The sequence below is a fragment of the Pseudobacteriovorax antillogorgiicola genome, from assembly GCF_900177345.1.
GTDB lineage: Bacteria > Bdellovibrionota_B > Oligoflexia > Oligoflexales > Oligoflexaceae > Pseudobacteriovorax > Pseudobacteriovorax antillogorgiicola.
The window spans coordinates 45,518-70,173 of record NZ_FWZT01000021.1 but is presented as its reverse complement, the minus strand read 5'-3'; the positions used below and the strand labels follow the sequence as shown (position 1 = coordinate 70,173).

The window sequence follows — 24,656 nt, the reverse complement described above, 5'->3', positions numbered from 1 at the left end:
CATGAAGATCAAATTATGCGTCTCCCTTCTTACTTGTGCCGCTTGGAGCCTGTCTGCATTTGGTGGCAATGGATCGACTGTCCAACGCAAGATTGAAGCCCCTCCCAGGGATATCGCTACGATCAAAAAGGCTCTTAAAGAAGACAAGAAGATCATTCTCGACAACCAGACTATAGACCCTGAATCGCTTCGTGGTAGCACAACTCGCTACTTATTAAAGGCAAAGGGCAGTGATGGTACCTGCCAAGAGATCGATATCCGGATTGTCGAGCCAGCTCCGTCTAAAGCAACTCCATCTCCAAGTAAGTAAAGTTCTGCTTTGGCTGCTCAACAGTGCTCTTGTGCAACCAGTGCCTGGTCAAGTTCAATTCTCGGCTAGGCGACAAGGAGCGAGCGGGGAGACAGTACGTGCTGGGTAAAGTGACGAGCGAGTGACAAAGTCGACAACGCCTAGGCTTCAAATCGAATATGTACTAGTTTTTGATCTGTAGACGTCCGGACTCCTTCCAAAGGGAGGCCGGATATTGGAATCGAAAAGGGGATCAAAGACTCATGAATATTACATAAACATGCCATGCATTGCATCGAAGTGGCTAACAGCCAGTTCGTAGACAACAAATCCAGCTGCCAGAAGTCCGCTTAGCACTTTAAACCTTAGCCGATGAATACGTGCATAGTCCCGAACACATAGCAACCCAAAAGGTGGAAATACTTCCATTGCCGTCTTCCTTACTAAAAACCATTGATAGGCTAGTAAAACAAGCGCAATCGCAGATACGAATATTAGATCGTTATTCATCGTGACTTCCTCGCTTTTTGTTCTATTATATCTATTCGGTGCAGGTGCCACAAAATTAATCAATTGGCGTAGGTTACCGACTTTCCCTCCTTAATCAGCATGGATTATGCGGGGCTTGCTAGCATGAAACGAATATTATGAAAGTCGTTGAGACAATTGAAGAAAAGCTGCCTACGGGTAAGGTTCACCCCGTATGCCCCCAAAGGGCCTTACAGGGTGTAAGATTGATACTGCTTGGATGATGGTGCATAACCAAAATCGAATGCCCCAATCACTCAGTTGGACTGTAATTGTCCCTTCCACATGAGTTCATCTAGTTTGCGATCATCTAGGTCTCCATTGAGAATGCTCTGACAATCACGTATCGTCTCTTCTAAAGGAACAAACTCACCTTTTCGCCCTGTGTGGTTTTCGGCAACGAAAAAAGGTTGCGTCAAATATCGTTCTAGCAGCAGCCCCCGCTTAACAAGAACTTTCTCATCATCTGGCAAACGATCTAGCTTCTTAGCCATTGACACCTGCCTTTCTTGACTGGCAAGCTCCCCATCACCCAGGACCAGCTTCTCAAGATAGCTATCATCAAGAAGCTTTTGCCTTGTCAATTTCAGCGCCCCGATCACTCCCTGGGCAGCCTCTTGGTGGCGTGTACTGAGATGCATGCGCTGCTCCTCAAACGTGTGACAATAGATAGGATCAATGGCGGGCCAAAGCCCATCCATCGCTTTTAGTGGGCTGAAATAAAGCCGCGTTTCCAAAAATTCTGCTTGTTCTGCAAATGCATAGCTGGCAGCCTTTGGGTGAACCATCCATGCAATTTGCAATTTATCATGGAAGTCAGATGCTAGACATTTTTCTGTTTGAAGCAAGTCCTGAGTACCTAATGCATTCCAGCCATCTACAAAGAAAAATATAGATAGATCGGAACCTATCTTATCTTTTCTAGCGATTAGCTCCATTAGAAAAACCAACCGACCTACACCTTCCTTACCGAAAATACCAAGATTGCCATAGTTCATAATAGGGCAAAGCAAATCAATCACCTTAATGCCAGTGACCACTTGCTTCTTTTCCAGGGTCTTTGGACTCATGGCATTGATTGTTGCCTTGACCTGATCATCTGTAAAGGACTTCAGCGCACTATGGTAGTCTCCATAAGCATAAAGCTTGTCTTTTTGAGAGATTCTCGAACCATTCGTCATGCAGCGAAATCGGTTCTTTTCAAGCCTCTGCACGACAACCATCTCTGGCCCCTTATTGTGATTGGAGGTCTTACTTCCCAATACATCAAAGACACAGGTTTGTTCGTTTTTATCTAGCTGAGTATCGACGATCGGTCCCTCAATCCCAACGACTTCCCCAATGCTTTTCGCAAAGTTTTCTTCTAAACGACGCTCTCTAAAGTGGTCTTTCGCCATGTTGAATAATCTCCTATTGAGTCTTTTTCTGGCATCTGCCAGAAGGTTATTTACCTTGCTCACGGGTAGATCCAAAAAGTCTGAAATAAACTTTTGTGATTGATCCTCAAGGTAAAACAAAGCCACAGCGGTCCGTTGGAGTTCGGGAAGGCGTAGAATGGCTTGCTCTAGCAACCTGCGTTCCTGCAATTGCTCTAGGTCTCGATGCTGATCGGCATCAGCAGCTTTTTCAAATCCACTCTGATCAATGGCGTCCCAAGTTCTGAGCTTCATCCGAAAAACCCTATGACAACGATAATTCACGATTCCTCTTAGCCATGAAGAAAACGAGTCGATCTCTTCCAAGTTTCTCATTTTTTGATAGGCAATAAGAAAGGATTCTTGAACTACATCTTCTGCTAGGTGGAAATCGCCAAGCTTGGAAAAAGCAAAACCTAAGGCCACGTTTTGGTATTGGTGAACCAAAGCCTCAAAAGCCTTCCGATCCCCAGCGAGAACTTCTTCGATAAGTTTTCTAGATTCCATTATCCCTCCTAACTCCACAACTAAGTGCCATCAAGAGTCATGAATCTATAAAAAAAATAAAAAAAACTTTGAATCGGAAGTGCGCCAGAATAACAAATGCAATTTCAAGGGGATACGATACACATGTGGCTATCATGCTCCTGGTCTGTAGAAGCTCAGAGGGTTCAAAGGTTTATCATCGCGACGAATTTCGTAGTGCAGGTGTGATCCTGAGGAACGTCCGGTGGAACCCACCAAACCAAGTAGCTGGCCCTTACTGACCCACTGACGGTGAGACACCTTAATACGACTAAGATGGGCGTAAAGAGTCTGATAGTTATCGTGGTCAACAATTATAGTTTTGCCATAACCCCTTTTCCATCCCACGAAGCTAACACGCCCTGGTTTGGCAGCTTTCACCGGGGTCCCTCGGGGCGCTCGAATGTCTATTCCATGGTGGGGACGCCCGCGCCTCATACCAAACTTCGATGATAGACTACCGTTAGGCACAGGCCACAAAAATCGCGATGAGCCGCCGAATAATAGCCCTCCTCCATCCACAGCTGGAGGCTGTCGTTTGATCGGCCGACGATTGCTTGGGATGATAATGATCTCTCCAACCTGAAGGTCCCGTGGATTCCGAATGCGGTTTCGATAGGCGATGGCTTTCCAATGGACTCCAAAGCTATCCGCTAAGGAGCTTAAGGTATCTCCACGTTTAACTTGATAGAGAAGTTCACCGCGCTGCTTACCAGGAGCCGGCGGCTCCACATGAACACAGGCACCAAGATACATAGTAAGAAACAAAAACAAAGCTTTTAGCTTAAGATGAGGGCTCATACTTCCATTCTTTCGCAAGATCTTCAAGGATGTCGTGGCTATGACGATCCATAAGGTTTGGCTCAAGTACTGTAAGCGAGGCGAAGCCGTCCTGAACTGCAGTGACATCGAATTCCGAGCCACCGAAGTTAATTGGTTCTTCGTGGTGATACCGAAACGATCCTGGGTCTTTACCAGCCACAAACTCCTCGCTCCAAATACGTTCTCCTAGTTTGGCGACCTTCAATCCTTGAAGCTCTCCCACAGGGATATTGGGCACATTAATATTTAATACTTTGCTATGAATTTTCGAAAAAACCTTATGACGCATAGCAAAGACTTGTTTCAATACATGAATGGCAGTTGCCATATGATAAGGACCGCGACCAACCATGGAAATTGCAATACTTGGGATTCCCTCATTGGCTGCGGCTAATGCTGCCCCTACAGTGCCCGAGCAGAGGGTATCATTCCCTAAGTTCGCGCCATGATTGATGCCGCTGATGCAGAAATCGGGCTTATCCCGCACTAGATTGCGAAGAGTAAATAATACGCAATCTACTGGTGTGCCATCGAACGAGTAGACGTTATTTTCCGCCTCTTGCAAGTGAAGGTCGCGCCCCAAACTCACGCTGTGGGACGCTCCTGAACGCTCTCTGGCTGGCGCTACCACAAGAGGATCGATAAGATCTTTCAGGCCCTCTTGAACAGCTTGAATTCCCTCGGCATGGAGGCCATCGTCATTTGTCAGCAATGTGAACGGTTTCTGGCTCATAATCCCTCACTAAAAAAATGCGTCCCAACGGGACGCTGATTCTTCATAGAGAGAGCTAGCATACCTCTAAATTAGAGAGGATTAAATACGAAAGGATAATTGACGGTCACAGGTTGACCACCTCGTGGCGCTGGAAACTTCCATCGTTTGACTTTACCCGTCACACAGCCGCGCATAACCATGTCAGAAATATCTGAATCCGTGATCTTAGCCGATCCTACACGCCCATTTGGCTGCACTACAAAGCGAACTTTAACCTTACCCTGTGCGCTAGGAGATCGCTGGAGCAACTGCTCGTAGCAGTGACGAATCTGGTTCAAATTGGCCCGTATGACAGCTTGAACCTCTTGCTGCGTCAAACCACCGGCTATCACCGGGTCTGTCGCAGGAACAACAACATCAGCACGACCAGCACCACCTTTACCGCGGTTGAAGCCAGACGTTAGACCAGCGCCTCCCAAGCCTCCTTGGCCACTGCCATTGCCTCCGGTGCCAGACCCAAAAGTATTTGCCGCACCCCCCGTTCCAGATACAGCAAGAGTTTTACCCTTACCGGGGCCACCAAGGCCGTAGGTCTTTTTACCCGAACCTGCTCCTCCACCAGCACCACCGGCAGAATTGGCAAAGTTGGTTTTGATAGCTCCCGCTCCGGTCTTGTTAAGGACCTGACCAACCCCGAGACCAAGCTTTGATAGGTTTACTCCCGAAGCCTTGTCTTTCGCTCCACCTTCTGCACCTTTGAGATCCCGATCTGTTTTACCCCTCCGTTGACCGCCTCCTCGAAGATTAGGTTTTGGTCCACCTCTGGGTCCGCCTGCTAGGCCAACCTTCTTTTTTGGATTGATGCGCCCTGGCAGTTTCTTATCTGGCTTTTTTGCTCCAATACCGGGCACCTTGTTAGGTTTTGGAGTCGGGGGTTGAGGCGTCTTATTTGCTAACGTCTTCGTCGGCTTAGCAACAGGTTTAGGCTGGGGTTTTTTCACAACCTTAGGCGGTGGCTTCACCTCTTTTGGCGGCACAGGTTTTGGAGGCTGAGGTTTTGGTTTCGGTGGTTTCGGCGGTGTCTTTGGTTTAGGAGCCTCAGCAATCTTTTGCTTTGGTTTTGGAGGCTCTTTTTTTGGAGTTTCCTGCTTCTCGGGAACATTAACTATGGACCAGATATCATCTTCTGGACCTTCGTCTTTCACACCATCTGAAAACAAAATCGCCGGTATAATCAGCACATATAGCAGAGCTGCTGCTAAAACTAATGCACCGAAAACAGTATCCCTTTGATTGCTCCGAGGCAGCTGTAGGGACGGTGGTTTAACAAACATAAGAAAGTACTTTATCGGTCCATGGGCAACGTGAGCAATATCTCTTCGACCTAGATTTATGCTGCCTGAGCCCTTTTTCTCAGCAACCTTACCACCCTTGCGAATCCTGGCTTGCATGTCTTGCATCATGCGGATCTTATAGCCTGAAAGGCTCACCTCTACGAAGTGGTGAGACTTGACATCAGACTTCCCACCGGCCAATAGATGAGCATGAGGGGGAGTTCCGATCAAACACTTATCAAATCCTTTAAAACTCGGATGAAATAGTTCAACATCAAGAACCGTGTCTCCCCAGTAGCTCACAACTTCTAGCACATCGCCTGAAGGTTTAGCAGCCCTTGGGGAGAAAAGAATGTTCTTTTTTCGGTCTGGAGATGGTTCGGTGCGAATCGTTTTGTTCACAATGGAGCGATTATCGTCCCACCCCAAATCAACGGATGAGCGAGAAACTTTCTGGGTTTCATCAGGGGAGGGCTTTGGTGGGGGCATACTTGGTTCGCCCGGATCTGTAGCCGTAGTACTTAGAGACTCACTTCCTTCATCAGGGCCTTGATCATGGAGACTGAAACTTTTGGTGTGAGTTTGTGTTGTGGCTGTTTGAAAGTTATCATTTGAGCTTGCACCAAAAGCTAGGACATCAATTTTCACGTCGCCGATGGCGATCACATCCCCAATCGAGAGATTGGCTTCGACTTCAACATCTTTGCCGTTTAATTGGACTCCAGTTTGTGAACCAAGGTCGGTAAGTATTTCTGATCCGTCTTCCAAGACTTCGATCATTGCATGGATCGGCTCCACGCCTGGCGCTCGGATCACAACCTCATTGGACATTAACGTTCCAATCAAGATGCGGTCTCGAACAGGAATGGTTTGAGGTGCTTGGTTTGGTAACGTAAACCTGATTTCTAGGTTCATTCAACTACCTCTGAACAACGATAGAACAATCGACCTTGTGGGCTCTACAGATAGTGCTTACCAATATTATCGCGTCAAATGGGCAAAATGGGAAGAGCCGTCACCCGGGATAGTTAAAGAGGACATCAATAACTTTAAAATTCGCCCATGAAGCCAAGGCTCTAGGAGCCGGCATTATTTTGCTTTAGAACCCTTCTCTTCTTCGATTCGACCGATGACGATAAAGGCTTTTTCATCTACTTCTGTTGGAGGACCATCTACTTGTGCAACCTTCGAAAGCTCCTCTTTGGCCTTATCAAGTTGACCCAGCCCCTGGTAGGTATTCAAGGCACAGCTAAATAGAGCGGGTTTATAAGTTTTTTTCTTTGACTTAACGCGATCACACAGGGAATCCACTTTCTTAGGGCGATTGGCAAGCCGTTCGGCTTGAAGAACTCCTGTGAGAGCAAACCAATCGTTTTGCATATTACCTAACATCTTTTTTGCGGTTTCAAAGTCACCGTATTTCAAAGCAAAGAATCCGATATTGAGCCGAGCTGGCTCAAAGTTTCGAAAGTGCTTCAAGGCCTCATTCCAGTAATAAAGTGCTTCTGGTAAGCGATCGGATAGTAGTTCAATCATTCCACGAGCTGTGTCTGCCGCCGCTAGAACTCGTTTATTTCGGGAGCCGCTGATCTCTCCAAGCCAATGGTCGGCCATTGAGAAGTTTCGTTTTTGAATTGCCGTTAGGGCCAACTCAAGCATCGCAGACTCTGGTATACTTCGGCTAATATCTATTTTTAGCTCATTTAGGATAATCTTGCGGGCAATATTAAATACCACTTGGAGATCTGCACCAGCTAATCGCTTCAAACCCATAAGAGCCACCAGTTCACGCTTCTCTTTGGCTGTAGCGCGCTTCAAATCGGACTCTAATTCATTGGATAGTTCCGCAGCCTTGCGCCGGTCCACTTGAAAAGAACTCAGAGGGCTATTGGTAATGCTAAACGTTAGGAGCTTATTATTTGCTGATACTTTTCCCGAATAAGCGGCAGACTTTGAGTTACTATCTTTGCCTTCATCATCGTCTTCTTGATCCTCTTCCAGTGTCGATACATTGATCGACTTAGGGCCAGAAGCACAAGACGCTCCGAGAATTGTCAGAAAGCACAAGAGTACGCGATAAATGACGATCAAACCTAGTCTCCTTGAACCGCATTGACAATACTGGCTGGGAGTTCTGATCCCATAAAATCTGGTGTCACCACATAATCGTCAAATTGGAATTTACTGCCATTGATACGAGCAATTGCATTGATCACTCTAACGGAATAGTTATTGTAAACTTTATATTGAGTAACCGTCTGCTGAGCAGTCTTATACCAGTTCGCTGCTGCTGCGCGAATCTGCTGGATCTGAGGCCCTAGCTGTTTGATCACATCTTCTTTCTTTGCTCCTTGGATGCCTGGCGGATTAGCAAGGAGATTCGCGAACTGCTCATTGGCAACTCCAATCTGATGTAAGGCTGCAGTTCCCCAGTAGGAATCCTTCGTATTAACAACCTGGGCATAGGTTTGCTCAAGTTTCTGAAGCATCGCAGCCTTGTTCTGAATCGATGCCAACAGCTTCTCCACTGTGCCACCTACTAGCCTAACCTTAAGATACTGAGCGAGGATCGGGTCTGCTTGCTTAAATGCCAACTCTCCTATATAGCGGAGGGCTTCTCCATTGACTCGGTTTGGATTTCTTGAAAATTCGGCGCGCATATTAGAAACTGCGCGACCAGCCTGGCTGCCTTGGCCGCCATAGGCTGAATAGATTCGATAGTAGGCGATAATTTTCTGATTAGCTGTGAGCTTGAATTTGGGCAAATAGATGTTGTTGATAATCTGGACCATCTGCGAGGATCGTTTGGCGCGAAATGCTCCTAGAATCAAACGTTCCACATAGGGCATCGCACCATCAGGGTAGCGATTGGCGAAGCCATTGCACACTTGTAAAGCCTTGCTGGTGTTTAAGGCTAACTGGAGCTCACAGGCACGAGCCAAGGCTCCAGCAGCTTCTTTGGTTTTCGGATACTTTCGATGGTATTGAAGAAAATATGAGGACGCCTTATCAAAATCCAAAACACGCTCATAGATTTGCGCGACTTGTAGTAATGATTCCTGCGCCTGAGGCTTTCTAGGAAAGCGCTTTACGATGACAAGGTAGGCTGTAATCGCATTAGGGATCGCTCCCGCCTTAATGTAATCTACGGCAGCGTTGTACCACAACTTATCCACATCGGGATCTTTGGGATACTTTCGGGCCTGAGCCTCGTATCGCTGGGCTCGTTTCATCAAGTCTTTCTCTTGACCAATCGCTTCTTTTTCTGCACCTCGTTGCAAGCCTCTAAGTTTAGCTCCCATCTTGCCCTTGCGATAAGCGGGTACTTTCAAAAAGCGATAAGAAAGCTGCAAAAGCTCTTTTCGATCGTTTGCCATCATAGGAATGAGCAATTCAATGGCATTGGGGCCTTCTTTATCTTTCGGATACTGAAGGGCTAGCTTCTTAAGATAGCCAATCGCATCTTTTTTATGGCCAGAATGGTAGTAAATATTGGCAATACCCGTGTCACAGCTTTTTACACGCTTCTTGTCCCGTGGATACCAGGCCACATATTTATTACATGCCTTAATATAGTTCTGAGCCCTGCTTGAAATTGGCCGAGGTTTCGAAAAGTCAGGCTTTCTCTTTTTTAGTACTTTAAACTCTGGCTCGAAATCCTTCACAAAAGAGTTCACCATATAAATCGAAACTTCTTTATGAATATTGGTATTTTTCTTGGTTTTGGGATTGAACCGAACTGCCTTTTGCTTGCCTAGGGATGCAATCTCAGCATAGTACTTACCAGCTTCTTGGTAGTTCTTAAGATAGTATTCGATATCTCCTAGGTAATACTTGATTCCGGGCACCTCAGGTGCAGTGGGATAGTTTTTCAAGAACAATAGGTAACCCTTCTTCGCTTCTTGATTGAGGGCACGATTATTATCTTTGATCGCCTTTTGGTGAGTTAAACTAGCATAATAAATCATTTGATCTTTGATGCTGGATTGAGTCTCGGCGACAAGGTTCTTTTCATTACGCCTTGCCCAGCCACTCCTCGGGCCGTAGAGTGCTGGAAAACGGCCCAATTCCTTCCAAGTTTCGTTATAGTTGCCTAATGCAGCATTTAGACTCACGATTTCCTTCTGCGCTTCTGGGGCTGTGGGATCATAGGGAACGGTTGTCTGAAAGCGTTTCAGAACCTTGATAGCCTTCTTATACTCACCTTGATCAGCTAAGATCTGAGCTAGTAAGGTGAGGAAGGGGCCGATGTAGTTCTTGCCTCCATTGGCTCGATAGTAAGATATGGCCTGCTCGATTTGCTTCAATTCCGCAAAAGCGTAGACCATATCCCGCAAGGCTTCTTCTTTAAGTTGACTGGCACCTTTCTGGTTGGTTCGGCCTGCATCTCGCACCAATTTTTTCCAGTAGCCTAGGGCCCTTCTATAATTTGAGAGGTTGAATGAGCACCAGCCAAGCTTGAATACCGACCAGAGATAGCGCTTAGACCGCTTATACTTTAGAGCCTTTTTGAAATTTTTCTGAGCATTGCGATAATCATTGCGTTCAAAAAAGTAGTCTCCAAGTGATGCATAAGCGTCGCCAGTGACTTCAGAGTTAGGGTAGTTTCGAATCAGTTGGTTGAAAATTCTTGCCGCATCTTTTTCCTTACCCAGATACTGAAGTGCTGCTGCCTTATTGTAGGTGATGGTATCTGCAGTCCTTGCTTTTGGAAATTCTTTGAGAATATCGGAACTCTGTTTTACCACTAACTTCCAGTAACGTAGAGACTGTTTACCAGTCATTTGAGGCTCTGGCCCCTTACGCCCTCGGGCTTCCCAGCGTTTCCACTGTTGGTCGTAGCGTCGCTCCTCTTCCGATCGCACGTAGGTTGCCTGTTCCATATAGAGGTTTAGAATTCGTTCTTGAATTTGAAGTTTTTGCGGGGATTTTTTCGGAAGGGACTTGGCTGTTTTTTGCAAGTAGCGAACCGTCTTATCGATACCTTTGATCAACTTGCGTTCGACTCGCACTGAAAACATCGCCGAACGAGACAAACGAGGACCTTGCACCTTCTGGCGATCCCTTTTAACGCGCTTTCTTTCTTTCACATCAAGAACGGCACGTTTCTGTTCTTGGGTATAAGCTGCAGGGCTGTAAACCATGGGTAGGACAATAAGAGCCAACCATAGTCGAAGGATTTTCATAGACATCTACTTCCCTTTTGCTTTCTGACACTTACTCTCAAGATTGTATACATAAAAGCCAAGCTCATCTTCCCAGTATTCTCCTTCAAAGGGCCAATACTCAAGGGTTTCATTGATATTGAGTTTTTGCAAACCGCCGATGAAGTCAACACGTTTAGAACCTCGATCAACATTTATCAAGGAGCGGAGTTTTTGAAGCTTTCCAAGCTGCATTTCAGCGACGATGAGTTTGGTTTGATTTGATAGTTCAAGGAGTTGTGAGTAGTAAGTCGTGCCCTCTTTAAACATTAAACGACCAGCGTTGGAGATAGCCGCTTTCTTCTTCGATTTTAAAAAGTTTGCAAGGTTCTTTAACAAGCCGCTGGATCGCCAGGCTCCATATCGCCTCAAGATATCAAGCTCTCGATCAGCGAAGCGAATAGTATCACGGGCACCTTTGTAAGCGTCGATCGAGGATAACTTCTTGATGATCTGCTCAGCGTCCCGATACTTCCTAAGATTTCCTCTTTTATAATCATAAACCAACTTGTAAAAGCCTTTAGCATCGCCACGGTAGCGATTCAGCATCGATTTAACGTCACCATAAACTGGAGCGTAGCGTTTCTTAAACTGGCCCATGGAGTCCTTCACACTATCATAGCGACAAAGCCTCAGGTAGGTGATGGCATTGAGAATGTAGCTTTCAGGAAAAAACCGATTTTCGAAAAATGGTGAGTGCAAGGTATGGATATTACCCAGTGTATTGTTGTATTTTTCCATGAAAAAGAAGGCCCAAGACGATTCCCATAGGGCATCTAGCCAGTTTTCTGAGCTGCGAGGAATCTGCCCATAATAGCTGATCGCCTGGGTGTATCTTTTGTTCTCGTAGTGGACCCTTGCAATATTCATGAGAGACATCTCTCGCATCTCATCATATTGCTTTTTTCCTCTGGTACCAGCCAAGACTTTCTCAAAGTAAGCAATACCTCGGGAATGGCGACCAGAAATATTTGAAATAACCCCTAGATGAAAAACCGCACCCAGATAGTAGTCGCTACTGGTAGGCACTTTCTTGAAGAAATCCGCAGATTGTTCAAAACTCCTCTTGCCGAAGGCTTCGATACCCTTGTAATAAAAGTAGAAACCCCTTGCCGGCCCTGGAACATCAGATAATCTAAGTTTCGTTTTAAATAGCTTCACTATATGAGAACGACCAAGACTAAGCTTGGAATTGATCTTGCCAAGCTCTTCTAAGGCCGACCGGAAGAACGGGTTCGAGGCGCGACGACCTCGTCGGACGATGATACTGTAGTACTTGGACGAAGAGTAGAGCAAACCGTCTTTTTGTAAAGACTGGGCAAGCCCCCATTCGGCCTTGCGCTTCTCCGATCGCTTCTTGGTTGTTGAGAAAGTTACAAAGTACTCATTAGCAGCACGCTTATAGTCCTGTTTTGCAAATAGAGCTTTCGCTCTCTTGTAGTCCGCCGAAGCAGGCTGCGAAAGAAGCAGAAAAAAGACTAGCCATTTCAATTTTTTCATCATCTATAAGACTCAACTAGAAGAAAAATGATGTTCCAAAATGCAGCGTGATCGTATCATGAGGAAAACCATCCTTAAATTCTCCACTTTCCTGTACCTGCTGCGGACTACACTCGGCATCTAAGGTATTGTATAGAAATCGATGAACTCTAAAATCTAGCTTATAGGCTTGGGTCTTCGAAACAAAGTAGCGTTGACCTGCACCCACCATAAACGTTGGATAAGAGATGGTTGTGTCTTCGGGGAGAGCTTCGGCATCGGGGTTTTGTTCGAAGTCCGGTTCATCACAGAAATCGCTGTACTGCCAATTAATTCCCGTTGTGCCAAAACCACCTTGGACATAGGTATCAAAGTAAATGAGACGCCCTGAAGCTAGCTGCCACTTCCCATAGATCGGCGTCCATTGGAGAGCGAGTTCGCCATTGAACTGCGTCCTGAAGATCTGTGTCTTAATTTCAAACTCATCGAACAAGATTCGCTTGTCTTCTTTGTTGACATTGAAACCGTAAGATAGGGAAGCTTCTATGGCCAAGCTTTCAGAGAAATGGTAGGCAGCTAAACCAGTCGCCATGAATGTATAGATGAAGGTTTCATTCATGATCGTCGATAACTCCGCACCTAACTCCAGACGATTCGACTTATTGAAGAATCGCGGTCGGATCACCCGGATTTCAACATCTTCGAATTGATCAGCTAAGACATCGCCACAAGAAAAAGACAGACACAGCAGGCCTGCCACGGACTTTGTTAGCCAGTTTGTTAGCTTCATTTTAATGCCTTAGACCTCTCATATCGTCTCTTTAGCCACCATCAACTTGAATCGGATAAACTCAGCTTGCTGACCCGATATCATAATGCGTCGTAGGAGTCTAAAATCGTGTTTACGATCCATCTCAATGGTTATCGTTCCGGGCTTGGATTTCTTTTTGTCTTCGGGATCTGTTAGGTTCGAAGCTACTTTTTGGTTCTGAATAGCTAGCTTCTTAAGCTCCTTAAAAACCGAGTTGATGCCTCCTTGAAATACATCATCTTCAGGGATTTTGCCATTTTGGAGATCGACAATCTTATTATCGTTGACATAGATTTCGTTTCGATTGACAACGATGCTTGGCACTTCATCCATAGTGACAAGGGTTACCGAGTCGGGCAACTCTAAGTTCTCATCAACATCATGCTGGGTGGGGTCCGTTGAATAACTCATCAAAAGAAATGTTAGTAGAATACTAAAAATATCAAGCATTGGCATGATATTCAGCGATAAGGTTTCTCCGCCGTCACCACCTACCGAAGCCATAGCTACTCCTTATAAAATCACGCTACCCATGACTACTTTATTATATAGAAATCGACTTGGATTGCGGCTATCCTGCCCACTGCCACTATCTTCAGGCTGTGGTAAGCTAGGATCAGTTTCTTTCAAGGTCTTTATCGCATCTAGCACTAGGATCATTTGATCGTATTTAACATTATCGTCTGTAAACATTGTGACTTTATCAGACTCAGGAACATCGGTTTTGAGTTGGATCAGGTCCTGATGAAACTGTTCAAGCCCTTCTTCATCTAGTTTGTAGTCCTTTTTTTTCTCATCTTCTGGAGGCTCAGACCAACTAGTTGTGAGCAGGATATTGGACTCTTCTACATCGACCCGAATCGATAGTGAGCGAGTCGGCTTATCATCCTTTAGATCTGGAGAATTTGAGAAAAATGGCACCTGGACTTCAAGTATACCCAAGCCAATAAAAGAAGCTGAAACCAGAAGGAACGTGTTCAACATCGAAAAAATATCGATAAAAGGCATCACGTTCAATTCAGGGGTCGTTTCTTTGGGCTTTTTATACCTTTTCTTCTTAGTACCCACTTTGTCACCTCAACTAGGCAAAAGTTTGTGCTCTAAGCACGACTTTTGAGTTTCATCTTTCGCGTGTAAAGCAAGTCAATTAATTTCGCTGCATTCTTTTGAATATCCTCGTTGAGTGCCCCCTGCTTTGCCTGAAGCACACCGTAGGTGAAGAGACAGAAGAGTGCTACCGAGAGCCCAAAAGATGTTGCGTTCAATGCTTCGGCGATACCTTCGGCGAGTAGAACTTGCTTCTGAGCACCGGTAGCCTTGGCAACCGCTGAGAACGATCTCATCAATCCAAAAATTGTACCAAGAAGCCCCAAGAGTGTAGCCACGTTTGCAGTAGTCGCCAAAAATCCTACCGTTTTATTGACCTTCGGCGCTGCCGAGAGGATCGCATGGTCGACGGCGTTTTGAATTTCTTGGCTGGAGTCATTGGACCGCTTCAAGCCTTCCGCCAACACATAAGGCAAGAGTTTTGGTCGCGCTTTTTTGCAAAGGCGAATCGCATTTTCAATCGAGTTATTCATGACCATCTTCTGGACCATCGCCATGAAACCCTCACTGTTCACCAAATCGTAGACCATCCAAAGGCGGTAGGCTCTCTCTACCACGATAACCATGGAAATCAGCAAAGTAGCCAAGATCGAAAACATGACCGGATAGCCACCATGCTCAAAATATGTATGTAGCGCTTCCATGAGGGACCGTACCTCCAAAATAGGTAAAATATAGATCTGTAGTGATTAAACTCAGGGCTTTTACTAAAATTGTACGTATGGTGTAACGACCCTGTCAACCATCCTGGGTTACTAGCAAGTCTGTTCTGATTGAGTTACAATGAGAAAAGAAGGAATTCTTGGATACCTTAAGATAGTTGGCTGGCAAGCTGGAGCACCCCATGAAACAGACAATCCTTTATGTCGACTGCCACGGGTATAAGCCTTTACCTCCTGGGGAAACTCTGCGTATCATTAGCAGCCAATTTCAGGTGGAAAGTGTCACTGACTTGCCTTCAGCCCTAAGTGTTCTTGAAAACATTGACCCTATCATGATCATGGTCACCAATAACCCCAACTATGAGCTGTTCACAGAGTTTCGCAAGCGGCAACCAAAAGGCTCGACCATTCTCGTCACAGCCATGCCGATGAAAGAGTACTCGGCAGAGCTTCGTGGTGTTGAGGAAACACTCATCGACCATGTAGTTTCCAACAAAATCAAGGATGCTTGGACCACCCATGACTTAAGGATCACAATTTCAAAGCTCTCATCTGGTGACATCTTCGGCGTTGAAAAATACCTTGCCCCAAACACCACCATCCACCACGAAGTGATTAAATCATCAAAAGAGCGGGAAAGGCTCAACAATAAGGTGATGGAGTTCGCTCAAGCTTGCCATCTTGGTCAGCATACATCGCGCATGGCCTTTGGCATCACCGAAGAACTTCTCATGAACTCCATTTATGATGCTCCAGCAGCTGCAGGTATCGATCGATTTCGAAATATAGATCAAACCACGGCCATTCACCTTCAGGAAGGTGAGCAAGGTCAACTTAGTTTTGCCTGCGATGGCCGCATTCTTGCGATTTCAAGCTCAGACCCTTTTGGAGCGCTAAAAAAAGATAAGGTCTTTCAATATCTCAAGAAAGTTCTCAAGCGAAGCTCTACCGAGGGCCTCATCGATACCAAACGGGGAGGTGCTGGCCTTGGTCTCTTTAAAATTCTTTACTCCTCACACGCCATAGTCTGTAATGTGGAAGAAGGTAAGAAAACGGAAATCATGGCTCTGATCGACGTCAACGATCAACTCCGAGACTTTTCGACGATGGCCCGATCGATCCACTATTTCTCCATACCTTTTTAAGACCTCAGATATCAGTCCTTAAAGAACTAGAATTCCGTGCTATCCTTTGATATTTTTCTAAGGCCTTGATAGATCTCGTCTACTGTTTCGTAAGAAAAAAATACTCACGATCTGAGGCTTGTGATGCGAATTAAATAAGAGTGCTTTGTCAGACTCAAATCTTAAGATAGAGGCAAGACTCTGATGCAGTCACAGGAGCAAGCAACGATTCATAAGCGCATCTCTGATGACTTGATCCCCTCATGACTGAGCACTTTGTACTTCAGGAGGTCCCCTAATGAGCGAAGAGCCAAAAGAATACCGAATTCTAGTTGTCGACGACAATCCGTCAATTTACGAAGACTTTCGAACTATCCTATCCCCACGAAGCGCATTTACCCAGGACCTTCAGGATCTTAGTAAGAATCTATTTGGAGAGGAAACCGACCCGCAAACCGACTCTCGGCCGAACTATCCACGCTATCGCTTGGATTATGCGGCCCATGAGATCGAAGCCAGTCAAAAAGTTGAACAGTCGATTAAAGAGAACGATCCTTACGCGCTGGTATTCATGGATTCGAGAATGGCTCCCGGTCTCGACGGTGTCCAGGCGACCAAAAAAATTTGGGTCACTGACCCCAATATCGAGGTTGTACTGTGCACAGCTTACACTGACTACACCTGGCAAGAGATTATCGATATCATTGGACTATCAGATCAGTTCCTGATTCTCAAGAAGCCCTTCGACATATCTGCAGTTAAACAGCTTGCGTCGACACTCACCCATAAGTGGGAATGCAAGCGAGACCTAGATCTTTATCTCGATCGCCTCGAAAGCCAAACACATGAGGTTTCGGAAAAAGCCCGCGAATCCATCTCGAATCATGAGAAGGAATTTTTAAAAGACCCAAAGCGAATGGCCCTGGAAGATCTTCCCGACTTAGGCCAGCACTCCAATTTCTTAAGCCAGATCGCTGAACTAAAAGCTTTAGAGTTTAGCAGACTCGAAAACGACTCAGCCAAGGCCCATCAGACGATCAATCGAGTTAATAAATTAATGAAAAGTTTAAGCAGTCTTCATGATCTACCACTCCCACCACAGAAAACTGAACCAATTACCAATATCAGAGATCTAATGAAATCCATTGTTGACGACTACCAGAAGTCTTTTGAAAAGGAAGGAATAAGCTTTGAATTGAATCAAGGACAGGGCCAGATGTCTGCATTTGTTGACCAACAACATATGAACTTCGTCATTAAAAACCTCATCAACAATTCAATCCATGCGGTTCGGCGCAGCCCTAAGAAAGCCATTTCCGTTTCGCTTTGCGAGGACAATGACAAGATTATTCTCCGCTTTCAGGATACAGGTGGCGGGATTCCCGCAGATATCAGAGAAGATATTATGAAGCCTTACTTTTCCACCAAATACCCAGGAAACAGCTCAGGGTTAGGACTACCTCTTTCCAAGTCGATCATTGAGCAGTACCAGGGTAAGCTATACTTAGAACAAACCACAGCAAATGGCTCCCTGTTTACCATTGAGTTACCTACACAAAATAGACCATAAAAAAACCACCCGTTAACGGGTGGTCTCACTCTTTGCGGGTTTGAACCTCTTTTTATTCAACAGCTACAGTACAAAAAGCACTGATGGCGCTGGATGCCGCTGTTGGCGGACAGTTATCTGCGGTCTTGTTGGCATCATCAGACACTGGAGTAGCCATGGCTGTGAACGTCGTGAGAGACGTGATACCTGCCACTCCTGAAACATCTGCCAACAGGGAGCCACTAGCGTTCAGCTCTTGCAAAACTGTTAGAGTCGAAAGACCGTTTAAGTTTGCAACTTCTGTGTTGGACAAATTTAAAATTTTAAGCTTTGTCAAGGCTGCTAAAGGCGATGCGTCCGTGACTTTGAAAAGCTGGCTCGCGTCTAGCTCAGTTAAGTTTGTTAATGAAGCGACTGATGTTAGGACTTCAATATCCGTTCCGCCAATATCTAACACCTGGAGCCTAACAGAGTCTTTTAGCACCTCTACCGAAGTCACAGGATTTCCCGAAATATCAAGGCTTGTTAGGTTGGTGAAACTTGCAAGTACGCTAATGTCGGATATTAGGTTACCACTTAGATCAATGTTTCTCAAATCGCCGATGCCGCGGAGAGGACGGAGATCTGTAAGGCCACGGCCGGAAAGATCAAGAGGGTCCATTCTGGATGCCTTACCGGCAACAATTCCGCAGAGGGTTTCATTGGTAATAGCCCTTAGCGCCTCGACGGTGGCCTGAATTCCTGGATCAGGATCTTCGTCGAAGCAATAGTCATTAAATGTCTTATTTTCCTCGGCTCGTTCATCCACTTCTTCTGGAAGGGGTATTGCTCCTCCAGTGTCGCTATCATCAGTTACTGCTGCCTCTTCATCATTGGACTCTTCAAACCCTTTTTCCTTACAGGAAAACGTCAGAGCAAGGGAAAGTGAGAGCGTCACTGCAAGTCCCCAAATCCTCATACTTTTCACCCCTTTAGTCATAGTATGGTAATGGCTGCTTATCGGCTCGACTTCCGCAAAAATTTAGGGGAAAAAACAGGCTCTTGTCCAAGTCCTTGACACCCCGATGAGGCGTAAACATTCTTACCGAACCGCAGATTTCAACGAATACTAACAATATCAACATATTAAACCTTCTCGAACTTTGGTCAGACCATTGCACAAGCTTCCGATGAGCGGAAGCTTGTTTCTACTTCTTTACGACCTGCAATTGTTGCTGACGTAAAAAATGTTGTTTTAGGAGATGTTTATGTTGAAATTGACGAATCTTGCAGTTGTTCTTTCGTTAGGGCTTCTCGGTTTTGCCTGTAACTCTGCAAGCAATCACAGTGCGGAAGATCAAACCGCGACACCATACGGTGGAGAAATCGATGGTGGCGACAATGGTGATGACTTCCTCGAAGAAGATTGCATGACTGATTACTGGGGTTCCGGTGATGAGGATGGCAAGGGTAAAGGAAAAGGCGAAGACAAGGATGACGATTACGATGACCCTACCCAAAATGATGACCCATCACAAAACGACGATCCGTCTCAGAATGATGACGACGATAAGGGCGACGACGATGATGATAAGGGTGATGATGGTGACGACAAGGGTGATGATTACGAAGACGACGAAGATACCGATGACGATGGCAAAGGCGATGATGCTGGCGACGATGACTACGTCGACCCTACTGACCCAACTTGCGAAGTAGAAGGTAAGTAAGGCCTACGGGGAGAGCTTATCTCCCCCTCTGCACCCCCTATTCAAACGGCCTACCACTTAAGGCTTCGACCACCTTGATGAACTCGCATTCGTGGCCTTTGGCAAACTGGAGCAGCTTGTCTAGCCAACTGATATCGAAAGCTACCCACGAAGCTCGGGCATTGTGAAAACAAAGTAGGTATACAGCCTAAAAATCCTAGATTAAGAAACTTCATTAAGCTTCTCTCCACCCTGGACACTTGGCTGGTTTGCCCTGTGTCGCATACGCCTCTAGGATAGAGATACTATCGCTGCTACCCAACGGGGGCCTTAGTGCAGGATCTAAGCACCTGAAAGCCTTCTCAAATTTAGAAATTAATTAGTTTCAACTACATCAACACCAGATCGGGCTGAAGGGGGTAACGGAATACCTAAGTCTGAACCTAAGTCCTGTGGAATATCGTAGAACGTTCCTAAAAAACCAATGAAGGTACTAAGAATTTCGGATTTGCTGCGAACCCCAACTTTTGTGTTGATGTTCTTCACGTGAATTCTAACTGTGTTTTGGCTGATTCCCAAGCGCTTGGATATTTCTTCAGCATTCACGATGCGGCTTACCAATAAAGTGAGTACGTCTTGCTCACGCTTGGATAAACTATACTTGCGGCTAAATTCTGCAATGGGAGCTTTCAATGACAACATCCTCACTGATTGATTAAAAGTACGTGATGGCCAATGTGGCAACTATCTTACGGGTTAGTAAGATTTCCTTCTGTTTTTCAAGTGCGACGCACCTTATCGTAAAACTTAAGAAATTTTAACTAGTAATATCTAGTAATACCAAGCTTTGCAGATCCCTGCATAAGCCATTACCCTATCTGATATCAGATTAATTTCATTATATATTTTATGCTAGTCGGAATCAAGGTAAACCTTACTCCAACGTAAGGTTTTGAATAGTCTAATTATTGTAGAAAGAACTTGTCCTGGGGGTTCCTATTTTTAGTTTGCTGTCTGGTTTAGTTAGCTGATTTTGACAGCAGATGCAATTAAGGACGAACTCATTGTGACCAAATGCGAACGACAATTCATTTGCGCGAAAATCAAAAGCATGATTTTTTTAACTTAGATTCTATTTCCGCTTTCCTGAACAACAAGCATTAACGATATTTATTACATAGACATGAAAGCACTTCGGAACAATCATTCCATAAGAATCTGGCGATGGTATTCAAATCTTGGGCTCGAATACGCTAAAATGGTCATAGGCGTAATATTGCTGGTGAAGATATTTGCCCTGTGACTCCAAATAAAGGATGCTAGAGGATGAGCCCACAGTCGATTCTTAGATACCTTGCCATATTCTTTTTTTCCTGTGTCTTGATTAAACCAGAAACCTTGCCTGCTCAAGCCTTCGACCGGGGTTATCAATCTTATCTCAATGGCAATTATCGCAAGGCGAAAAAGTTCTTGAGTCAGGGTCTCAGGCAAACCAGTGACCGTTATGATAAGGCGCTTATCTATAAGCTTCTAGGCCTTACAGAATTTAAGTTAGGCAAACGCTCGAAAGCTGCAGCCTACTTCAAACGAGCCCTCAAACTCGATCCAACCCTCACGATCAGTCGTGAGGAGTCTCGCGATCGTCGCGCTATCGCTCTTTTCAAGCGCACTAAAAAACAGATCAGGGGCCGATCCCGTGGCTCAAGCTCTCGCAGCTTCAGGAGTGCAAGGCGCAGCCGACGTTCTATGTCTCGCCAAGAACCTGCTAGCTCTGGGGGGATCATGACTTTCTTACCATTTGGCTTGGGGCAGTTCTCTCAGGGTAAAACACTACTGGGAGCAGGATTGGCGGCTGGACAAGCCTTGGGGATCTTGCTGTTCTTCGAAAGAAACAGTGCTGCTGACGCGGCTGATGCAGAGGCATTGCAGGTGATCGATGAACAGGAGGCCTCATCTTCGTTCTCGGATGAAGAGTTTAATGCTTATCTGGATGCCAACGAGCAGTTTGTAATTGCTGCCCGCGAAGAGGCTCAAACCGGATTGTTTTTGTTCTTGGGTCTTTATGGAGTCGGCGTAGCTGAAGCCGTCTTAAACCCACCACGGGAGCCAGCGAGAGGCCGCCGCGGACGCAGACGGGGCGCCATTGAAGAGGCTAAGAATCAACTGGCCAACAACGAGGTTTTAGAGAGCATTTACCTGGCACCGGAACGCCCAGAGCCCAAAACTTGGAAGGTAGACGTCGTGCCTCAAGCATCAGGAGCGGTTGGGATGATCACCTGGACAAAGTCCTTGTAGATGCTCAGAGAGCCCGGCACTTATCAAAGGGAGCACAACCTATGAGACAAGGCTTGGTTAAAAAATGCGAGGAAATAGTAAAATCGTAGAGAGTTTTGCTCCCCTTAACCATAGGATGTGTTTACACCGCACTCCAGTTAAGTACTTCCCACTTTTGACGCCTAGAAAACTGTTTTAGCCGAGGATCTGGATTGACGATCTTCGGATTTCCAACCCTCTGCAACATGGGCAGATCGGAATAGGAGTCCGAATAGAAATAACATTGTTCCAGATCGATTCCCTTACCATTGATCCACTTTTCCGCCAGATCTACCTTACCTTGCCCATAGCACAAGGGCTTTTCAAAAGTTCCGTTTAAGAAACCCTTGTCTGTGGGAAATCGATTGGCAATCACATCGTCCAACCCCCAAGCTTCAGCTGCGGCACGTGCTTGGTAGACTGAACTCGTGCTTAGCAAAACCAGCTGGTGTCCCGCCTTGCGATGGAAATCCAAAGCTCTCTGGGCACCGGGCTGAAGTCGCTTGTGTACCTCTTGGTAAAAAAACTCACGGGTATTTTTATCAACGTCTTTTTCACATTGCCCTTTGTAATGGCGCAAGGCCTTAAGATAGGCCAACTCCATATCCAAAAGGTTCAGGTGGTAAAGACTGGTATAAAAAACTGCGGTCCACATCTGCCATAGACTTATTCGTTTGTGGCGTCGTTCGTACTTTGCATACAATACCGCACTATTTACATCAATGAGGGTACGATCGAGATCGAAAAACGCGACAACACGAGTCATGGATGGCCCCTAAGCTGGATTAAATTTTTCGAAACAGTGACTCATAATTCACACGGTTTTAGGCGACGAATCAACCAAAAATTATGACTCTTTGCGACTTCCATCATCTTCTGTAGGATCCGCAACAAGCAACCAGCCCTCTTTGACCAAATCTTGAAGCAAGCCCAAGCCGTTGCAGCGAAGAGCTGCGCTCTTAAGCTCACCCCATAAAAAGGCTTGTTTACTGTCGCACAAGGCTTTCACCACAGGCAGGGCTTCCATCTCTACAGGAAATGGCTCCCCGTTGATATAAAGAACAAGTTTGTGGGTTTTTTGATACAGCATTCGCGCACCCAAAAAAGGCTCAAGGACATCATCATCTCTGAGGTCGTCGAGGCAAGTCGGATCCTGAGGCTCGGGCTTGTGATCGTACTTGGGAAGCGTCATATAGCGGCCAACAAAGTCGTTGAACAAGTCTCGATCTCCTAGAGTCGCCTGCACTTCGCGAAATAAACGATCAAGGCTAGCTTGATTCATTTCCCCAGAACTTTCTTGCAACTCTAAGTCGGGGTCTCGATACATGACCTCCCGTCGACCATGGAGCAAGACGTGATCTGCAAAATGACCAGCGAGTTCTTTGTTATGAGGTGCACGAAACCCTACCGAATAAGTCATAGACCTACCCTTGGCGATCCCATGGTGGGCAATCCCAGGAGGTAGATACAACACGTCGCCTAGATCTAGATGGAGAGCTTCGTAGTCATTGAACTCCTGAAGAATTTTTACATCGAGACCAGGAATGATTAGCTCCTCTTTCAATGGCTCTTTACCTATCCGCCACTCCCGTTGGCCAAAGCCTTGAATTAGAAACACATCGTACTGATCCACATGAGCTCCGACACTGCCTCCGTCTGGAGCGTAAGATACCATGACATCATCTACTCGCCAGTTGGGTACGAACCGAAACGATTCGAGAAGCTGGTAAACTTCGGGAATCCATTGTTCAACCCCTTGGACTAAAAGTGTCCAAGAATCTTGAGGAAGGGTTGTGAAGTCGTCTTCTTCAAACGGCCCGTGGCGGACCTCCCATGGCTTCACCCCGCCCTTTTCAAGGATAAGCCTCGACTCCACCCCCTGTTCACAACTGAGTCCGGCCAACTCTTCCGGTTCGAGAACTTCTCGTAAATATGCAAATCCATTTTTTATGAGCAATGGCTTTTTTTGCCAGTAGTTTTCGAGAAAGCCTTGGGGGTCAAGATCTACAAAATTAATTTGGTCACACATTAGGTAATCCGAACTAGGTGAAATTAATGGCAATTTATTTTTAGTTAATCGATTATTTTTCCTTAACTGGCTATCTAGTCAATGACTCATCCATCCTATACAACATTCGAGGTTCTCATGACTCGGTCTCTATTCCAATCAGTCAAGTACGGCGTAACCGGAATTTTTGCATTAGGGCTTATCCTGACATCCTGTGGCAAGGAAACAACGAGCGACCCCAAAATATATGGCGGTTCTAAAGTAAGCAAGGGCCAATGGCCCTCAACGATTGGCCTTGTGAGTGGCCGAGGTATCAATTGCTCTGGAACAGTAGTTCATCCCAACTTAGTTATCACCGCAGCGCACTGCGTTTCCGGGGTGTGGAGCCCGTCTTCGCTCAGCGTCTACAGCGGTGAAGGCAAAGAGGGAGGTCGAATTTCAGGCCAGTATCAGGTATCTCGCTTCGAAATTTCTCCCAAATATGGCCGCAAGACCTCTGGCTGGGATGACATTGCCTATCTGGTCCTTGAAGAACCATTCGATATTGAAGAAGCAGATATTCCAGAGATCCTTTTTGCTGATGATGAGATCGAAGAAGTCTTGGGCATTGGTAACTCAGTACGACTCGTTGGCTTTGGCACCCGAGATGGTGGTGGCTACGGAGTCAAGTATGAGGTGGACGCCGAGATCACGCGGGTTACTGACAACGAGGTTTACATTGGAAAAGATGGTAAAGACTCCTGCCAGGGAGACAGTGGCGGACCTGCCTACGGACAACTCGCCAATGGTGAGTGGCGGGTATTTGGTGTTGTCTCTCGGGGTGGACGCTGTGGCACTGGCGGTATCTGGGGCCGTATGAGTGCCAATATCTGCTGGGTCCAGGAAGACTCTGGAATTGATTTAGGACTCCCTTGCAACTAAGTTCTGTGAGCCCGCAAGGGCTCACTCCTTCCCTCCTGCGCAGAAACGTGCAACTTATGTTTGCACTCCTCCAAACGACCTGAATTCTTAAGAAGATCCTCTGCAATCAGGAAAAACCTTCAAGCTTTTTATCTGCTTGCCGATGGCGTCAATGGACTGACC

Annotated in this window: 22 protein-coding genes; 6 read left to right on the top strand and 16 right to left on the bottom strand. The window is 46.0% G+C overall.

Annotated features, from left to right (window positions below; all coding sequences use genetic code 11):
• Position 1 precedes the first annotated feature (1 nt).
• On the top strand, positions 2-310 hold the full coding sequence (locus B9N89_RS23095) for a hypothetical protein (protein ID WP_132323130.1): 309 nt from the start codon (positions 2-4) through the stop codon (positions 308-310).
• Positions 311-559: 249 nt separating this feature from the next.
• On the opposite strand, the gene B9N89_RS23090 is transcribed toward B9N89_RS23095, so the two are convergent.
• From B9N89_RS23090 to B9N89_RS23035, 12 genes are all read right to left on the bottom strand, one after another.
• Complete coding sequence (locus B9N89_RS23090) at positions 560-799, bottom strand: hypothetical protein (RefSeq protein WP_132323128.1); 240 nt, start codon at positions 797-799, stop codon at positions 560-562.
• Between the two features lie 275 nt (positions 800-1,074).
• Entirely contained in the window at positions 1,075-2,739 is a 1,665-nt protein-coding gene (locus tag B9N89_RS23085; RefSeq protein ID WP_132323126.1) for a sigma-70 family RNA polymerase sigma factor, read from the bottom strand.
• Positions 2,740-2,871: 132 nt separating this feature from the next.
• On the bottom strand, positions 2,872-3,558 hold the full coding sequence (locus B9N89_RS23080) for a LysM peptidoglycan-binding domain-containing M23 family metallopeptidase (RefSeq protein ID WP_159455583.1): 687 nt from the start codon (positions 3,556-3,558) through the stop codon (positions 2,872-2,874).
• Complete coding sequence (gene surE, locus B9N89_RS23075; RefSeq protein ID WP_132323122.1) at positions 3,542-4,312, bottom strand: 5'/3'-nucleotidase SurE; 771 nt, start codon at positions 4,310-4,312, stop codon at positions 3,542-3,544. The genes B9N89_RS23080 and surE overlap by 17 nt, the downstream gene beginning before the upstream one ends.
• Before the next feature lie 71 nt (positions 4,313-4,383).
• Complete coding sequence (locus tag B9N89_RS23070; RefSeq protein ID WP_132323120.1) at positions 4,384-6,543, bottom strand: TonB family protein; 2,160 nt, start codon at positions 6,541-6,543, stop codon at positions 4,384-4,386.
• 174 nt (positions 6,544-6,717) lie between these two features.
• Positions 6,718-7,719, bottom strand: coding sequence for a tetratricopeptide repeat protein (locus B9N89_RS23065; RefSeq protein ID WP_132323118.1), 1,002 nt, complete (start codon positions 7,717-7,719; stop codon positions 6,718-6,720).
• Positions 7,720-7,721: 2 nt separating this feature from the next.
• The gene (locus B9N89_RS23060) at positions 7,722-10,820 is read right to left on the bottom strand and encodes a tetratricopeptide repeat protein (RefSeq protein WP_132323116.1); all 3,099 of its coding nucleotides are present in this window, start codon (positions 10,818-10,820) and stop codon (positions 7,722-7,724) included.
• Positions 10,821-12,335, bottom strand: a complete 1,515-nt coding sequence (locus tag B9N89_RS23055; protein ID WP_143478252.1) for a hypothetical protein — start codon at positions 12,333-12,335, stop codon at positions 10,821-10,823.
• Positions 12,336-12,348: 13 nt separating this feature from the next.
• Positions 12,349-13,101 carry an outer membrane beta-barrel domain-containing protein gene (locus B9N89_RS23050; RefSeq protein WP_132323112.1) on the bottom strand — a complete coding sequence of 251 codons (753 nt, stop codon included), beginning with the start codon at positions 13,099-13,101 and terminating at the stop codon, positions 12,349-12,351.
• An 18-nt stretch (positions 13,102-13,119) separates the two neighbouring features.
• A complete protein-coding gene (locus B9N89_RS23045) occupies positions 13,120-13,626 on the bottom strand; it encodes an ExbD/TolR family protein (protein WP_132323110.1) in 507 nt (168 codons plus the stop codon).
• 9 nt (positions 13,627-13,635) lie between these two features.
• Positions 13,636-14,190, bottom strand: a complete 555-nt coding sequence (locus B9N89_RS23040) for a biopolymer transporter ExbD (protein WP_132323108.1) — start codon at positions 14,188-14,190, stop codon at positions 13,636-13,638.
• Between the two features lie 32 nt (positions 14,191-14,222).
• The gene (locus tag B9N89_RS23035; RefSeq protein WP_132323106.1) at positions 14,223-14,873 is read right to left on the bottom strand and encodes a MotA/TolQ/ExbB proton channel family protein; all 651 of its coding nucleotides are present in this window, start codon (positions 14,871-14,873) and stop codon (positions 14,223-14,225) included.
• A gap of 200 nt (positions 14,874-15,073) precedes the next feature.
• Between B9N89_RS23035 and B9N89_RS23030 the strand changes: the two genes are divergently transcribed.
• On the top strand, positions 15,074-16,036 hold the full coding sequence (locus tag B9N89_RS23030; RefSeq protein WP_132323104.1) for a hypothetical protein: 963 nt from the start codon (positions 15,074-15,076) through the stop codon (positions 16,034-16,036).
• 277 nt (positions 16,037-16,313) lie between these two features.
• A complete protein-coding gene (locus B9N89_RS23025) occupies positions 16,314-17,585 on the top strand; it encodes a hybrid sensor histidine kinase/response regulator (protein WP_132323102.1) in 1,272 nt (423 codons plus the stop codon).
• A gap of 52 nt (positions 17,586-17,637) precedes the next feature.
• Here the strand turns inward: B9N89_RS23025 and B9N89_RS23020 are convergent, their stop codons facing one another.
• Complete coding sequence (locus B9N89_RS23020; protein WP_159455582.1) at positions 17,638-18,522, bottom strand: leucine-rich repeat domain-containing protein; 885 nt, start codon at positions 18,520-18,522, stop codon at positions 17,638-17,640.
• Between the two features lie 289 nt (positions 18,523-18,811).
• Here B9N89_RS23020 and B9N89_RS23015 point away from each other — a divergent pair, with 289 nt between their 5' ends.
• Positions 18,812-19,273, top strand: a complete 462-nt coding sequence (locus tag B9N89_RS23015) for a hypothetical protein (protein WP_132323098.1) — start codon at positions 18,812-18,814, stop codon at positions 19,271-19,273.
• Positions 19,274-19,627: 354 nt separating this feature from the next.
• Here B9N89_RS23015 and B9N89_RS23010 read toward each other — a convergent pair whose 3' ends face one another.
• Entirely contained in the window at positions 19,628-19,945 is a 318-nt protein-coding gene (locus B9N89_RS23010; protein WP_159455581.1) for a helix-turn-helix domain-containing protein, read from the bottom strand.
• 633 nt (positions 19,946-20,578) lie between these two features.
• Here B9N89_RS23010 and B9N89_RS23005 point away from each other — a divergent pair.
• Entirely contained in the window at positions 20,579-21,547 is a 969-nt protein-coding gene (locus tag B9N89_RS23005; RefSeq protein WP_132323094.1) for a tetratricopeptide repeat protein, read from the top strand.
• A 121-nt stretch (positions 21,548-21,668) separates the two neighbouring features.
• Here the strand turns inward: B9N89_RS23005 and B9N89_RS23000 are convergent, their stop codons facing one another.
• Both B9N89_RS23000 and B9N89_RS22995 read right to left on the bottom strand, forming a co-directional pair.
• Positions 21,669-22,331 carry an HAD family hydrolase gene (locus B9N89_RS23000; RefSeq protein WP_132323092.1) on the bottom strand — a complete coding sequence of 221 codons (663 nt, stop codon included), beginning with the start codon at positions 22,329-22,331 and terminating at the stop codon, positions 21,669-21,671.
• Between the two features lie 81 nt (positions 22,332-22,412).
• Positions 22,413-23,594: a cupin domain-containing protein gene (locus B9N89_RS22995; RefSeq protein ID WP_132323090.1), complete on the bottom strand. Its 1,182-nt coding sequence runs from the start codon at positions 23,592-23,594 to the stop codon at positions 22,413-22,415.
• A gap of 81 nt (positions 23,595-23,675) precedes the next feature.
• Between B9N89_RS22995 and B9N89_RS22990 the strand changes: the two genes are divergently transcribed.
• Positions 23,676-24,494 (top strand): S1 family peptidase, encoded by an 819-nt coding sequence (locus B9N89_RS22990; protein WP_132323088.1) that lies wholly within the window; start codon positions 23,676-23,678, stop codon positions 24,492-24,494.
• Positions 24,495-24,656 lie beyond the last annotated feature (162 nt).